The organism is Laedolimicola ammoniilytica (genome assembly GCF_025567165.1).
Lineage (GTDB): Bacteria > Bacillota > Clostridia > Lachnospirales > Lachnospiraceae > Laedolimicola > Laedolimicola ammoniilytica.
The window spans coordinates 100,808-115,752 of record NZ_JAOQKC010000007.1 but is presented as its reverse complement, the minus strand read 5'-3'; the positions used below and the strand labels follow the sequence as shown (position 1 = coordinate 115,752).

At 54.0% G+C, this 14,945-nt stretch carries 12 protein-coding genes; all 12 read left to right on the top strand.

The features are described 5' to 3' along the window. Window positions 1-4 precede the first annotated feature (4 nt). The 12 genes from OCV63_RS06995 to OCV63_RS06940 all read left to right on the top strand — a co-directional run bounded on the left by OCV63_RS06995 (window position 5) and on the right by OCV63_RS06940 (window position 14,928). Window positions 5-982, top strand: coding sequence for an ABC transporter ATP-binding protein (locus tag OCV63_RS06995; protein ID WP_158363116.1), 978 nt, complete (start codon window positions 5-7; stop codon window positions 980-982). A 53-nt stretch (window positions 983-1,035) separates the two neighbouring features. Beyond that, a complete protein-coding gene (locus OCV63_RS06990) occupies window positions 1,036-2,655 on the top strand; it encodes an ABC transporter substrate-binding protein (RefSeq protein ID WP_158363114.1) in 1,620 nt (539 codons plus the stop codon). 309 nt (window positions 2,656-2,964) lie between these two features. Beyond that, entirely contained in the window at window positions 2,965-3,987 is a 1,023-nt protein-coding gene (locus tag OCV63_RS06985) for an ABC transporter permease (protein ID WP_158363112.1), read from the top strand. After that, complete coding sequence (locus tag OCV63_RS06980) at window positions 3,984-4,820, top strand: ABC transporter permease (protein ID WP_158363110.1); 837 nt, start codon at window positions 3,984-3,986, stop codon at window positions 4,818-4,820. The genes OCV63_RS06985 and OCV63_RS06980 overlap by 4 nt, the downstream gene beginning before the upstream one ends. 24 nt (window positions 4,821-4,844) lie before the next feature. Then, on the top strand, window positions 4,845-5,924 hold the full coding sequence (locus tag OCV63_RS06975) for a M24 family metallopeptidase (protein ID WP_158363108.1): 1,080 nt from the start codon (window positions 4,845-4,847) through the stop codon (window positions 5,922-5,924). Between the two features lie 12 nt (window positions 5,925-5,936). Beyond that, window positions 5,937-6,506 carry a peptidylprolyl isomerase gene (locus OCV63_RS06970; protein WP_158363106.1) on the top strand — a complete coding sequence of 190 codons (570 nt, stop codon included), beginning with the start codon at window positions 5,937-5,939 and terminating at the stop codon, window positions 6,504-6,506. 74 nt (window positions 6,507-6,580) lie between these two features. Continuing rightward, window positions 6,581-7,249, top strand: a complete 669-nt coding sequence (locus OCV63_RS06965) for a response regulator transcription factor (protein WP_158363104.1) — start codon at window positions 6,581-6,583, stop codon at window positions 7,247-7,249. 65 nt (window positions 7,250-7,314) lie between these two features. Further along, on the top strand, window positions 7,315-8,334 hold the full coding sequence (locus OCV63_RS06960) for a sensor histidine kinase (RefSeq protein WP_158363102.1): 1,020 nt from the start codon (window positions 7,315-7,317) through the stop codon (window positions 8,332-8,334). A 144-nt stretch (window positions 8,335-8,478) separates the two neighbouring features. Continuing rightward, a complete protein-coding gene (locus tag OCV63_RS06955) occupies window positions 8,479-9,162 on the top strand; it encodes an ABC transporter ATP-binding protein (RefSeq protein ID WP_158363101.1) in 684 nt (227 codons plus the stop codon). Continuing rightward, the gene (locus OCV63_RS06950; protein WP_158363087.1) at window positions 9,159-11,819 is read left to right on the top strand and encodes an ABC transporter permease; all 2,661 of its coding nucleotides are present in this window, start codon (window positions 9,159-9,161) and stop codon (window positions 11,817-11,819) included. The genes OCV63_RS06955 and OCV63_RS06950 overlap by 4 nt, the downstream gene beginning before the upstream one ends. A 204-nt stretch (window positions 11,820-12,023) precedes the next feature. After that, window positions 12,024-13,868, top strand: coding sequence for an ATP-dependent zinc metalloprotease FtsH (gene ftsH, locus OCV63_RS06945; RefSeq protein ID WP_158363085.1), 1,845 nt, complete (start codon window positions 12,024-12,026; stop codon window positions 13,866-13,868). 145 nt (window positions 13,869-14,013) lie between these two features. After that, complete coding sequence (locus tag OCV63_RS06940; RefSeq protein ID WP_158363083.1) at window positions 14,014-14,928, top strand: ComEC/Rec2 family competence protein; 915 nt, start codon at window positions 14,014-14,016, stop codon at window positions 14,926-14,928. Window positions 14,929-14,945 lie beyond the last annotated feature (17 nt).

The window sequence follows — 14,945 nt, the reverse complement described above, 5'->3', positions numbered from 1 at the left end:
CAGGATGGAAAATCAGAATAACGTATTGATGGAAGCCGACCATGTGAAGGTATATTTTAAAGGAAAAGACAAAAAATCAGGTACGGTCAAGGCTGTGGACGATGTGAGCTTTCAGATCATGCGGGGCGAGACCTTCGGCGTGGTAGGCGAGAGTGGCTGCGGCAAGAGTACTCTGGGACGTTCCCTGGTGCGGCTTTTGAAGCCCACGGACGGTCACATTTACCTGGATGGCACGGATATCGCGGGCTTAAAGGGAAAAGAGCTTAAAAATATGCGGAAAAAGGCCCAGATCATTTTCCAGGATCCGTCGGCCTGCCTGAATCCCCGAAGAACCGTAAAGCAGATACTCATGGAGCCTTTTGAAATTCACGGCCTGAAGGGACAGATGGATGTGGATGCCCGCATCGAGGAACTGATGCATCTGGTAGGCCTGGATACCTATCATCTGAGCCGTTACCCCCATGAGCTTTCCGGAGGCCAGAAACAGCGAATCGGAATTGCGAGAGCCCTGGCTCTGGAGCCGGATATTATTATCTGCGACGAGGCGGTGTCCGCTCTGGATGTGTCCGTACAGGCTCAGGTGTTGAATCTGCTACAGGAATTAAAAGAAAAGTTAGGACTGACTTACTTCTTCATTTCCCATAACCTGAATGTGGTCTATCAGGTCAGCGACCGGGTAGGCGTCATGTATCTGGGGAAAATGGTGGAGATCGCGAATTACGATCAGTTATATGAGAAGCGTTATCATCCCTACACGGAGGCTCTGCTGTCGGCCATTCCCCAGGTGGGGGAGGGGAGCGTTAAGCGCATCCATCTGGAGGGAGAGGTCCCAAGTCCTTCCAATCCGCCGACAGGCTGCCGGTTCCATACCCGGTGTCCTAAGGCGTGTGACCGGTGTAAGACAGAGGTTCCCGAGCTTCGGGAGGTGGAGGCAGGACACTATGTAGCCTGTCACCTGTATGATGGTCTGGAGAAAAAATAATGGAGACAACGCCCATCCGGGCGTCTCAATAGAGTTTAAAAGGAGGCAATATTATGAAGAAGAAGTTTTTAGCTTTGGCACTGAGCCTGACCATGGTTCTCGGCCTGGCAGCCTGCGGCGGTGGAAGCGACAACGCGTCTTCTGACGGAAGCAGCGCGGCGTCAGGAGATTCCGGCTCCAGTACCGTAGTGGTAGCCATGGGTTCCGGTTTTTCTACCCTGGATCCGGGCTATGTCTATGAGAAATATCCGCCCATGATCGTAAACGCATGCTACGAGACCCTGTTCAAATTCTACAGCAACGACGGCGCTCCCGAGCCCTGTCTGGCTGACACCTACGAGTTCTCTGAGGACGGCCTGACCCTGACTGTGACCCTGAAGGACGGCATTACCTTCGCAAGCGGCAACCCCATGACCTCTGCGGATGTGGCCTTCAGCATCAACCGCTGCAAGAACCTGCAGGGCAACCCGGCCTTCATCGCGGATACCATCGACAGCATCGAGACTCCCGATGAGAAGACCATCGTTTTCCATCTGAATCAGCAGGACAGCGCCATCCTTTCCAAGCTGACCTACAGCTCTCTGGCTGTACTGGACAGTGCCGTTGTAAAGGAGAATGGCGGAACTGACGCTGAGGACGCGGCTACTACCGATACCGCACAGTCCTACCTGGATACCACCAGCGCAGGCTCCGGTATGTATGTGATGACCAGCTATACTCCGGACGAGGAAGTGGTTCTGGAGAAGAACCCAAACTACTGGGGCAAGGCAACCAACGTAGATAAATACATCATCAAGATCCAACCGGATTCCAACACCCAGATGATGACTCTGTCCAGCGGTGATATCGATGTGGCCATGAACATGACTGACGATACCATGGAAGAGCTGCAGGGCGCTGACGGTATCGAGATCATCAATGGCGCTACCAAGACCGCAGGCTTTGTGATGATGAACATGAATGAGACCTATAGCGGTCCCATGGCAAATCCGAAGGTACAGCAGGCAGTCCGCAAGGCTCTGGACTACACCGGAATCCAGACCATCTGCGGCGAGGGTACGCTGACGCCCTATGACATCATTCAGGTGGGCTTCATGGGAAGCAAGGGTGAGAGAGCGGCTGATTACACCAACGTGGAAGAGGCAAAGGCTCTGCTGGCTGAGGCTGGTTACGCAGACGGCTTCGATGTAGACCTGACCGTATGCGATCTGGATATGGAGGGCGTACTCCTGTCTGACCTGGCCCAGAAGGTAAAGGACGATCTGGCACAGATCGGTATCAATGTAAATATCGTAGCGCAGCCCTGGGCAGCAGGCTACGGCGACGCTTACCGTGACGGAACCCTGGGCTTTACTGTAATGTATTGGGGAACCGATTACAACGACCCGAACGTACAGCTGGAGTTCCTGCCGGGCGGAGTGGTAGGACTTCGTGCAGGATGGACGGCTGATATGAATCAGGAGCTGGCAGACATGTATCAGGAGACCATGGCGGCCACCGACAACGACGCACGTATCGCGGTTCTGGAGAAGATTCAGGACGCCATGTACGAGGACGGTCCGTTCGTTATGATCGCACAGGCACCGGCACATATCGCTTACAACACCAGACTGAGCGGCGTAGGTATCTCCGATCCTTACGCGCTTGATCTGACACTGATTAACATTCAGTAAGCTTCAGAAATACAGGACAGCTCTTGCGGACGGAGGGGATTTCTCTTCCGTCCGAAAGCCGTTCTTTTGCTCTATAGGAAATACCGTGTTACATGAAAGTGTGAAAGCTATGATTCCTATAGAACAAAAAGACCCTCCGGGGGATTCTTTCTTAGAAATGGAGCTCCCGAAAGCAGATATTGTCGTGAACGGCTGACGCACTCTGGACAGAGTGGAACGGCAGCGCTGACGAAAGTACCTGTTCTCCGTGGGAAATGGAAACGGGGCCGTGAGCGGAGCACGGCGGAAATAAGAAAAACGAGGTGGAATATGGAACGTCTGAAATTTATAGGAAAGAGACTGATTTATCTGGTCGTTATGCTCTTCGGTGTGGCCACCCTGGTATTTATTCTGACGAAAATGATACCGGGCGACCCGACCGTGGCGAACTTAAGCCAGAGAGCCTTAAATGATCCCGAGGTTGTAGCAGCCTATCGGGCCAAATACGGACTGGATCAGTCGGTCTTTGTACAGTATATCCTGTACATCAAAAATCTGCTGCATCTGGATCTGGGTACGTCCATCCGTACCAATAAGCCGGTATTAGATGAACTGGCCAGATGCTATCCGGCGACCATTGAGCTGGCTTTATTTGCGATTATTCTGGCGGCGGTCTTAGGTATCCTGTTCGGCGTCATTTCCGCTATTAAGAGAAACAGCATCCTTGACCAGGTGGTGCGCGCCCTGTCCGTGACCGGCGTCAGCATCCCCAGCTTCTGGTTCGCCCTGTTAGTGCTGTATTTCTTCTATTATAAATTACATATTTTCCCGGGACCGGGCCGTTTAAGCAACAGCTTTTCTGCTCCGGCCACAGTGACGGGTATGTATGTCATCGACAGCCTCATCGAGGGCAATCCGGCCAAGGCGCTGGACGCCCTGCAGCATCTGATTCTGCCGGGACTGGTGCTGGCGGCCTTTACCATGGGCCTGATTACCAGAACGACCCGGTCGAACCTGCTGGATGTCATGTCCACTGATTATATCCGTACGGCCAGAGCCAAGGGCTTAAGCCGTGTGGGACTGATTGTACGCCATGCCCTGGGCAATGCGCTGATTCCGGTGCTGACCGTCATCGGCCTGGGTCTGGGAAATCTCTTAGGCGGCATGGTACTGGTGGAGACCATCTTTAACTGGCCCGGCGTGGGACAGTTTGCCTATGAGTCGGTGCTTTCCGTGGATTATCCGTCCATCATCGGAGTGGCACTTCTGATAGCTTTGAATTACATGGTGATCAATACGGTCGTGGATATTCTCTATGGCGTCATTGACCCGAGAGTGAGGTGCAACGGATGATTCGTTCAATCAAAAAAATGTTCAAATCCAACTATTTATTTACTCTGGGCGTTATCATCTGTCTGGCCTGGATCCTGCTGGCAATTCTGGCGCCGGTTATTGCGCCCCATGACCCCATTGCCCAGGATCTGACCCTGCGTCTGCAGGCGCCGTCGGCGGAGCATCTCTTCGGTACGGACAACTTTGGCCGGGATATCTTCAGCCGCGTGATTTACGGCGGCCGGTATTCCCTGCTGGCAGGCTGCCTGACGGTGGTGATCGCGGGCGTCATCGGTACCTTTTACGGAGCCATCGCAGGCTACGTGGGCGGCTGGGTGGACAATGTAATGATGCGTCTCTCGGAGATGATTCTGTCTTTCCCGTCCCTGATTCTGGCCATGATCATCAACGCTGTGATGGGTTCCAACCTGTTCAACACCATGTTCGCTCTGGTCATCGTGGCCTGGCCCACCTACGCCAGACTCATGCGGAGCGTTGTCTTAAGCGTCAAGGAAAATGAATATGTGACCGCTTCCGAGGCGCTGGGCGCGTCCCGGCTCCGGATTCTGTTGAAAGAAGTTATCCCGAACAGTATCAGCTCCGTATTGATTATGGCGACCACCGATATCGGAAATCAGATCCTGATGTTCTCGACCTTAAGCTTCTTAGGCCTTGGATCCGCGCCGCCTACGCCCGAGTGGGGCATGATGGTGTCCGACGGTGTGGGCTACTTCAATAAATTCTGGGTGGCAGGCTTCCCGGGACTGGCGATCTTTACCATGGCCGTGGGCGCGAACTTCATCGGCGACGGTCTGCGGGATCTGCTGGATCCGAAGCTGAGAAAGCAGTTTTAAATGGCAAGAGAGGAGACGGAAGTTATGTTAAAAGAGAACAGAGTAAAACGTGTGCTGGATGCGTTAAAGGAAATGGGCTTAAGTCAGATGCTGATCGTGGATCCCATGTCCATCTACTATCTGACCGGCGTATACATCGCGCCCTTCGAGCGTTTCTACGCCCTGTACCTGAGGGCAGACGGAAAGCATGTGTATTTCCTGAACAAGCTGTTCACCGTACCGGAAGAGGTGGGTGTGGAGAAGGTCTGGTATGACGATACGGATCCGGCAGCCGAGATTGTGGCGAAGTATCTGGATCACGAACAGACACTGGGCGTGGATAAGGATCTGACCGCTCGTTTTCTGCTTCCTTTGATGGAAAGGAAAGCGGCCACAGGTTTTGTCAATGCGTCTCTGGCGGTGGACAAGACCCGCGGCGTCAAGGATGCCGAGGAGCAGGAGCTGATGCGCGTCTCTTCTGATATCAATGATAAAGCCATTGCGAAGTTTAAGACCCTGATTCATGAGGGCGTCACCGAGAAAGAGGTGGCTGAGCAGACCCTGAAAATCTATCAGGATCTGGGAGCCGACGGCTTTTCCTTTGAGCCCCTGGTGGCTTTTGGAGCAAATGCGGCGGATCCCCATCACGCACCGGACGACACTGTGGTGAAGCCGGGAGACTGCGTGCTCTTCGACGTAGGCTGCATCAAGGATGGCTATTGCTCTGACATGACCCGTACCTTCTATTACAAGGAGGCCAGCGAGCAGCATCAGCTTGTATACAATACGGTGCGCCGGGCCAATGAGGCCGCTATCGCGAAAATCAAGCCGGGTATTCCGCTCTGCGAGCTGGACAAAACAGCCCGGGATCTGATCACCGAAGCGGGCTACGGACCCTATTTCACCCATCGTCTGGGTCATTTCATCGGCCTTGGTGAGCATGAGTTCGGCGATGTATCGTCCGTGAATACGGACAAGGCCGTTCCGGGCATGATTTTCTCCATCGAGCCGGGGATCTACCTGACCGGTGACACCGGCGTCCGGGTAGAGGATCTGGTGCTGGTGACCGAGGACGGCTGCGAGGTGCTGAACCATTATCCGAAGGAACTGGAGATCATCGGTTAAGGAGAAATTAAAATGAATCCGATTGCTACTTTATATATGAAAAACGGGAAAAAAATTGTGATTGAGCTGCTGCCCGAGGCAGCGCCCAACACAGTGAACAGCTTTATTTACGTGGCCTCCCGCGGTCTCATGGATCACCACGCCATCCAGCGCATCGTCCCGGGCAGCTGGATCGACGTAAGCTATACCGCCTTCGGCAAAAAGGAAGCCCAGTATCTGATTCCCAATGAATTTGAGCTTCACCCGGAGATCACACCCCTGGATTCCCATCCGGGCGTAGTCTGTATGGGCGGTTACGGCGCGGACGGCCTGGCCTCCTGTGAGTTCTTCTTCCCCCTGCGGGACTGCCCCGACCATAAGGGCGTCTATCCGGTCTTTGGCCGCGTCCTGGAAGGCATGGACGAAATCTACCGCCTGGAAAAGGTAAAAACCGTCCCCGTAGACTTTCCCATCCCCGGCGTGGAAGTCAACGAGCCCGTAGAACCCGAAATCATCGACCGTGTAGAACTGGACCTCCACGGTCAGATCTACCCGGAGCCGGTCCGCATGAAGGAGCAGAAGCTGCCACCCTGCTGGAAATAAAAAAGAATACAGAAGAAAACTATGTTAGAATAAACATGATTTACAGAAACAGACATCTATCAGGGAGGCAAGATTTGACAAAAATACTTCTGGTCGAGGACGACTCAGCGATTATCGAGAATTTGAGTGCGGTGCTGAAAGCGGAGGGCTTTTGGGTGCGGGCGGAGGCGGGGCAGAAAGAGGCGCTGGAAGCGCTTCAGAAGGAAAGCTTTGATTTGCTGCTGCTGGACGTGTCCCTGCAGAATGGCAATGGATTCGCAGTGTGCTCGGCGGTGAAGGCGGAGTTGGATACGCCGGTGATCTTTCTGACGGCTTCAGGAGACGAGTTCAGTGTGGTGACCGGGCTTGACCTGGGAGCGGAGGATTATATCAGGAAGCCCTTCCGGCCAAGAGAGCTGATTTCCCGGATTCGGAGCGTGCTGCGCCGCTGCGGGAAAACCCAGTCGATTGTGGAAATCGGGGAACTGCGGGTGGATACGGTGCGGGCGTCTGTGACGAAGGGCGGCGCGGACTGCTGCCTGTCGGCGCTGGAGTACCGGTTGCTGTTATTCTTCCTGAACCACAAGGGCATGGTATTGACCAGGGGACAGCTTCTGGAGGAAATCTGGGACGCCGCCGGGGAGTTTGTGAATGACAATACGCTGACCGTATATATCAAAAGATTGCGGGAAAAGATAGAGACGGATCCGCAGAATCCGACGATTATCCGGACGGTGCGGGGCCTCGGGTACAAGCTGGAATAAAAAACGAATTTGGCTGTTGAGCTTAGAGCAAAAGAGATTGAAAGCAGAAAGTGTGGGAGGAATCCATGCGATATCTACGAGACAAAGAATTTAGAATGAGCGTACTTATATCGGCCTGCGTCGCTGCCATCACGGCAGCGGCAGGCTTTTTCCTTATACGACAGCAGGCGGCTATGGCCGGATTCCTGCTGGCGGTTCTTGGCTGTGTACTGGTCATTGCCCTGTGGCTGGCCTTCACCCTTCGCCGTTACCGCCGTCTGGAAAAGCTGGCGGCAGACACGGATCGGATGCTTCACGGAGAGCGGGATCTGAATTTTACCCAGTATCGGGAGGGAGAGCTTGAGATTCTGGCCAATGAGCTGTCGAAGCTTCTGAATCGTCTTAGCGAGCAGGCCGATCATTTACAGGCGGAAAAGGGATACTTAAGCGATTCCCTGGCCGATATCTCCCATCAGCTGAGGACGCCCCTGACCTCCCTGAACCTGGTGCTGGCCCGGCTGGGCCAGGAGACAGAACCGCAGGAGTGTCGCAAGCTCCTCTACGAGGCCGGACAGCTCCAGGGCCGCATCAGCTGGCTGGTGGAGGCTTTGCTTAAAATCTCCCGGATTGACGCGGGTACCGCGGTCTTTGTACAGGAACAGGTAGAAGTACAGAAACTCATAGATAGCGTGCTGGAGCCCTTCGCCATCCCCATGGAGCTGCGGGAGCAGCAGGTGAAGCTGGACATTCCGGCAGAGACCGCATTTACCGGGGACTTCTCCTGGAGCTGTGAGGCGGTCAGCAATATTGTAAAAAACTGTATGGAGCATGCGGGTGAGGGCGGCGTCCTGACGCTGCGCGCTCAGGAAAATAGCCTCTACACCGAACTGGTCATTGAGGATAACGGTCCGGGCATCGATCCGGAGGATTTGCCGCATCTCTTTGAGCGGTTTTATAAAGGAAAGTGTTCCTTCGGCTCCGGCATCGGCATCGGACTGGCCCTGTCGCGCATGATCATCAAACAGCAGAACGGCTCCATCAGGGGCGAGAACCGGGCGGAGGGCGGAGCCCGGTTTACGATTCGCTTCTATAAAGGTATTGTATAAAGTGACAAATCTGTCACCGGAAAGTCACGCTCCCGTCATCCGCGCCCTGTATACTGAACCCATAAAACGGGAAACCGGCCGTCCGGGAGTGCTTCACGAACCACGGAAAACCCCGCCGCGCCCATTTCTCAAGAGGAGGCAGACATGGAAGTCTTAAAAGCAGAACATCTCACCAAAGTATACGGCTCCGGCGAAAACGAAGTGCGGGCTCTGGACGACGTATCCTTCTATATCCAGCGTGGCGAATTCGTGGCCATCATCGGCCCTTCCGGATCCGGCAAATCCACCCTGCTCCACATCCTGGGCGGCGTGGACCGGCCCACCTCGGGCAGAGTCTACCTGGACGGCATTGACGTCTACGGTCAGAACGAGGAGCAGCTGGCCATTTTCCGGCGGCGGGAGGTAGGCCTGATTTACCAGTTCTATAACCTGATTCCGGTCCTGAACGTGGTGGAAAATATGACCCTGCCTGTGCAGATGGATGGCCGAAAGGTGGGAGAGGAGCGCCTGCAGGAACTCCTGAAACTTTTAAGCCTGGAAGATCGGAAGAATCATCTGCCCAACCAGCTCTCCGGCGGCCAGCAACAGCGGGTGTCCATCGGAAGAGCCCTGATGAACGCCCCGGCCATCGTGCTGGCCGACGAGCCCACCGGCAACCTGGATTCCAGGAACAGTCAGGAAATCATGGAGCTCTTAAAGCTCTCCAACAAAAAATACAGCCAGACCCTGGTTATGATCACCCACGACGAAAATCTGGCCCTCCAGGCAGATCGCATCATCGCCATCGAGGATGGCCGTATTGCCAGAGACGAGGTGATCCGTCGATGAAGAACGTATTTACCAGATTGACGGCGAAAACCCTGAAGGCTAACCGGACCCGGACCATGGTTACGATCATCGGAATCCTGCTGGCTACCGCCATGTTGACGGCTGTCACTACCTTTATTTCCAGCCTGCAGCACTATATGCTGGAAAATGTGATTGCGGAAAACGGAGACTGGCACGGGGAAGCCATGCAGATTCCGGAGAAAAAGGTGGAAGAGCTGGCCGGAATGAAAGAAGTCACCATGCAGGTCACCTGGCAGGAACTGGGCTACGCTCTGGACGGGGTAAAGCCGTCATATCATAATAGTTCGGCGTTGCCCTATTACTATGTGGTCGGAATCGACGCGGATTTTGAAAAACAGATGCCTATCCGGGTGACGGAAGGACGACTGCCGGAAAATGACCGGGAGCTGATTCTGTCAGACCAGGCAAGATGGGCGCTGGAACAGAATGGAACACCGGTGGCGGTAGGCGATACCCTGTCTCTGGATCTGGGAGAGCGTCTGTTAAACGGCGAACGGTTGGGAGCTGAGAACCCGGTTATATACAGGGATGAGGAAAATCCGGATGTGGACGCGAGAAAAGAAGAGCTTCAGATCCGGGAACCCAGGGAGTACACCGTAGTGGGCTACATGGAGGAGCCGTATTACGGATGGCACAGCGCCGGTTTCCTGTGCTTTACCAGGAAAGATACGTCTCCGGCATCAGATTGCCTCTATACCAGCTTTTTTAAGCTGAAAAAGGGTGGGGACATCTATGAGTTTACCGCTACGTATCTGAACGATTACAGCGTTACCTATAACAGCGAGCTTCTTCGGACACAGGGAATCTCTGCGAATCGCGCGTTTATGCGTCTGCTTTACGGCATGTCCGTGATCCTGATTCTTCTGATTATGACGGGAGGCGTATCCCTGGTGTATAATTCCTTCGCCATCTCGGTCAGCGACCGGACGAAGCAGTTTGGTCTGCTGGCGTCCATCGGCGCGACGCCCCGGCAGCTGCGGAGCATGGTATACCGGGAAGCGCTGATTTTAAGCAGCATCGGAATTCCTTTCGGCATCCTGTCCGGCATTGCGGGAATTGGCGTGGCCCTTTCCCTTACCTCCGGATCCTTTCGATATATTTATGAGGGAGAGATTCCCATGCGGGTTTACGCGTCCTGGCCGGCCCTTCTGACTGCGGCGTTGACGGCCCTTATGACCGTATTGATTTCCGCCTGGATTCCGGCCAGACGGGCAGCGAAGATTCCGCCCATGGAAGCCATCCGGCTTTCCCGGGATATCCGGATTTCCGGACGGGAACAAAAAAGAACCCGCAAAACAGGCCGCCTCAGTCAGAAGCTGTTCGGGCTGCCCGCAGGGCTGGCGAACCGGTATTTTTCCAGGGCGAAGAAGCAGTACCGGGCGACGGTGCTGTCCCTGTTTATCAGCATCGTGCTCTTTGTGTCGGCCAGTTCCTATTCCACCTATCTGAAAAAGAGTCTGTTCGATGCGAAGGCGGTGCCGGAATATGACGTATCGGTCTACGGCGTGCATGATCCAAAGCTTCGGCAGGAAATCGCGTCTGTGGACGGCGTGGAGCAGGCTCTGTATGTGCAGGAATGTTATCCGGATATTCTCTTGAAGCCGGATCAGATGGATGAAAGCGCCAGGAAAGAGCTCTGGGAGATGGAGAAAGATGAGAACGGCTATCTTCACCTGGATGGAAAACTGCTTGTGCTTTCCGATGAAGAATATGAAAAATGGCTGCTTTCCTCGGGGATTCCGGAGCCGGAGGAAAAAGACGGACAGATCCCGCTTATGATAGGAAATGAGGTCCGGGCCTACCATTCTGCCACAGGCCGATACCAGACTGTGAAAACCCTGAAATCTGCCGGGGAGCCTATAACGATTATGCTTACCGATTATACCGCATGGCAGGAGGCCCAGGAAGAAGCGGACGGAGGTCAGGTGGATCAGGAGCCTTATCAGATTTCTGTCACAGGCTATGCGGCAAAACTGGTAGAAAGCGGCCCCATGAATCTCTTTGCCGGTGATATGGGACTGGGCATGGTAGTGTCAAAAAGCCAGCTTGCATCGCTACTCGGAGAAAAACTGGAAAGCTGTCTACCCCGGGGCTGTGTGTATCTGAAGGCTGCGAACCATCAGAAGGTGGCGGAGGAGCTGAATAAACTGATAGAAACGGTAGATACGGAAGAGTATCTCTATGTAAATGACGCGGCCCAGGAGCTTCGCGGCATGAAGAGCATGCTGATGACTGTCGATATCTTTGCCTATGGCTTCATCGCTCTCATCTCCCTGATTGCGGCGGCCAATGTGTTCAACACCATTTCCACGGGCTTTCTGCTGCGCCGGAGGGAGTTCGCGGTGCTGTCCTCCGTAGGCATGACGCCAAAGGAAATGAACCGGATGCTCAGCTACGAATGTGTCCTTTACGGACTGAAAGCGCTGCTTTACGGCCTGCCGGTGTCCATTCTGGTGACCTGGGTCATCTACCGGGTGGTGGGATCCGGTATGGATACGGAATTCTATGTACCGGCGGCAAGTATCGTGGTTGTGATAGCCAGCGTATTTCTGGTGGTATTTTCCACCATGCTGTATGCGAAAAGCAAGCTCCGGAAAGCCAATATCATCGACAGTATCCGGCAGGAAAGCCTGTAAGGAAATGTCAGATCATAAGTTTTTTAGAAAAGTTTATGGAATCTTCATTGATTCTTCCGGCGTAAAATGCTATTCTTCTTAACATGGAAACGCCGAATGAGAGAGTTTGGCTCTGCGGCTGCGAAGCATGCGTAAGGAGCTGCCGGTGGCAGGTCCTGAAGAAGGACATGCTTCCGCCGCATTTTATTATGACAGGAGATAGCGATGAAAGAAGTCAAGAACAACAAGAAACCATTTATTTTTTATTACACCATCGTGATAGTGATCATGATTCTGTTAAATATGTTTGTCTTCCCGAGGGTTTTGAGCCCTACGGTGAAAGAAGTAGGCTACGACACCTTCCTGACCATGTTGGATAAGAAAGAAATCAAGCAGGTTCAGGTGGAGGATAATCAGATCATCTTTTCCGACAATGCGGATCCGGTAAACTACTATAAGACCGGCGTCTTCAATGACCCGGATCTGGTGAACCGTCTCCAGGACGCGGGCGTAGAATTTGGTACGGAGATCGTGGAGGAGGCCTCCCCCTGGATGTCCCTCCTGCTCTCCATGGTACCTTTTATCATCATGATTGTCATCGGTCAGATGCTGATGAAGAATCTGAACAAGAAAATGGGCGGCATGATGGGCGGCAACGCCATGACCTTCGGCAAGAGCAACGCCAAGATTTATGTGGAGTCCACCACCGGCATTAAATTCTCCGATGTGGCGGGCGAGGATGAGGCCAAGGAGATTCTGACCGAGATTGTAGATTTTCTGCACAACCCGGCCAAGTATACGGAGATCGGCGCGACCATGCCGAAGGGCGCGCTGCTTGTAGGCCCTCCGGGAACCGGTAAAACGCTGCTTGCAAAGGCGGTAGCAGGCGAGGCTAACGTTCCCTTCTTCTCTATTTCCGGTTCAGAATTCGTCGAGATGTTCGTGGGTATGGGCGCGGCCAAGGTCCGGGATCTGTTCCAGCAGGCCAATGAGAAGGCTCCCTGTATCGTTTTCATCGACGAGATTGATACCATCGGTAAGAAGCGTGACGGCGGCGGTATGGGCGGCAACGACGAGCGGGAGCAGACCCTGAACCAGCTGCTGACCGAGATGGACGGCTTTGATGGCCGGAAAGGCGTTATGATTCTGGCGGCGACGAACCGTCCGGATTCCCTGGATCCGGCCCTGCTTCGTCCGGGCCGATTCGACCGACGGGTTCCGGTGGAACTGCCTGATCTAAAGGGCCGCGAGGATATCCTGAAGGTTCACGCCAAAAAGGTTCATATGAGCGAAAGCGTGGATTTCAATGCCATTGCCCGGGCGGCAGCAGGCGCTTCCGGCGCGGAATTGGCCAATATCATCAACGAGGCGGCTCTGCGCGCGGTACGCCAGAACCGGAAATTTGTGACCCAGAGTGATCTGGAGGAGAGTGTGGAGGTGGTCATCGCAGGCTACCAGAAGAAGAACAAGGTACTCTCCGATAAGGAGAAGCTGATTGTCTCCTATCATGAGGTGGGACACGCCCTGGTGGCGGCACTTCAGACCCATTCCGCCCCGGTTCACAAGATTACCATTATCCCCCGTACTTCGGGCGCGCTCGGTTACACCATGCAGGTGGAATCCGGCGAGCATAACCTGATGACGAAAGAAGAAATCGAGAATAAGATTGCCACCTTTACCGGCGGCCGGGTGGCCGAGGAGCTGGTATTCCACTCCATCACCACCGGCGCGTCCAACGATATCGAGCAGGCTACGAAGCTGGCGAGAGCCATGATTACCCGGTTCGGTATGAATGACGAGTTTGATATGGTGGCCATGGAGACCGTCAGCAATCAATATCTGGGCGGCGACACCTCTCTGGCGTGCTCACCGGAGACTGCGACATTGATAGATAAAAAGGTGGTAGAGGTCGTGAAGGCCGAGCATGAGAAGGCCAAAAAGCTCCTGAGTGAGAATATGCCGAAGCTCCATGAGATCGCCAAATTCCTGTATGAGAAGGAGACCATTACCGGCGAAGAATTCATGGAAATCCTGAACCGGAAGGAAGCAGCGCCGGCAGAAACTGAGTAAAATTTTATTCGAAACTTATATAATAGGAAGAAATCCGAAACAGGCGTCCGGACAGAAAAATAATTACTGTCCGAACGCCTGTTTTATGCTATAATGGAAAAGTATATGAAAAAGAGTATGAAAACAGGGAGCAAAACAGGACATTATGGCACGAGGCAGAAGAGGAAAAAATCAGGCAAAGCGTTTCCTGCTGGCGGTGATTGCGCTGGTACTGGCGGCGGTCTACCCGGTGCAGGAACAGCTTACAAAAGAGACGGGCGGCACAGCCGTATCCGACGGATCTACCCTGGAGGTCCATTATCTGGATATCGGACAGGGCGACTGCACCCTGATACGGCAGGGCGATCACGCTATGCTTATTGACGCAGGCAACAACAGCAAGGGTACGACGGTACAGGCCTATCTGGAGAATCAGGGCATCGACCATCTGGATTACGTCATCGGCACCCATCCGGACGCAGATCACATCGGCGGCCTGGACGTGATTATCTACAAATTTGACTGCAGTAAGGTTATGATGCCTGATTACAGCAAGGATACCCGGACTTATGACGATGTGATACAGGCGGCGAAGTCGAAGGATTATCAGATCACCCATCCGAAGGCAGGGGAAGAATATATGCTGGGTGAGGCGGAAGTCACGGTGGTGTGTCCGGTAAAAGACAGCTACGGCAGCAACGCCAACGATTACTCCATCGGCGTGCGGGTACAGTTTGGTAAGAACAGCTTTTTATTTACCGGGGATGCCGAGGAGCATTCCGAAGAGGATATGGTATCCAGCGGAGAGAACCTGAAAGCCGACGTCTATAAGGCAGCCCACCACGGCAGCCGTACCGCCAACACGGAGGACTTTCTGAAGGCCGTCGATCCCCAGTATGTGGTCATCAGCTGCGGCGAGGGGAACACCTACGGACACCCCCACGCGGAGGTGTTGAACCGGCTTCGGGAAATGGGAATTCAGATCTTCCGGACCGATGATCAGGGAACCATAGTGGCCGTGTCAGACGGACAAACGATCGCGTTCAACGCATCCCCGTCGGACAACTGGACGCCCGGATAACCCAAAGGAAAGTAGAG

Bases quoted from the DNA above. Each gene is read 5' to 3' on its own strand.
- OCV63_RS06995 (WP_158363116.1), top strand. From the start codon at position 5: ATGGAAAATCAGAATAACGTATTGATGGAAGCCGACCATGTGAAGGTA.
- OCV63_RS06990 (WP_158363114.1), top strand. From the start codon at position 1,036: ATGAAGAAGAAGTTTTTAGCTTTGGCACTGAGCCTGACCATGGTTCTC.
- OCV63_RS06985 (WP_158363112.1), top strand. From the start codon at position 2,965: ATGGAACGTCTGAAATTTATAGGAAAGAGACTGATTTATCTGGTCGTT.
- OCV63_RS06980 (WP_158363110.1), top strand. From the start codon at position 3,984: ATGATTCGTTCAATCAAAAAAATGTTCAAATCCAACTATTTATTTACT.
- OCV63_RS06975 (WP_158363108.1), top strand. From the start codon at position 4,845: ATGTTAAAAGAGAACAGAGTAAAACGTGTGCTGGATGCGTTAAAGGAA.
- OCV63_RS06970 (WP_158363106.1), top strand. From the start codon at position 5,937: ATGAATCCGATTGCTACTTTATATATGAAAAACGGGAAAAAAATTGTG.
- OCV63_RS06960 (WP_158363102.1), top strand. From the start codon at position 7,315: ATGCGATATCTACGAGACAAAGAATTTAGAATGAGCGTACTTATATCG.
- OCV63_RS06955 (WP_158363101.1), top strand. From the start codon at position 8,479: ATGGAAGTCTTAAAAGCAGAACATCTCACCAAAGTATACGGCTCCGGC.
- OCV63_RS06950 (WP_158363087.1), top strand. From the start codon at position 9,159: ATGAAGAACGTATTTACCAGATTGACGGCGAAAACCCTGAAGGCTAAC.
- ftsH (WP_158363085.1), top strand. From the start codon at position 12,024: ATGAAAGAAGTCAAGAACAACAAGAAACCATTTATTTTTTATTACACC.
- OCV63_RS06940 (WP_158363083.1), top strand. From the start codon at position 14,014: ATGGCACGAGGCAGAAGAGGAAAAAATCAGGCAAAGCGTTTCCTGCTG.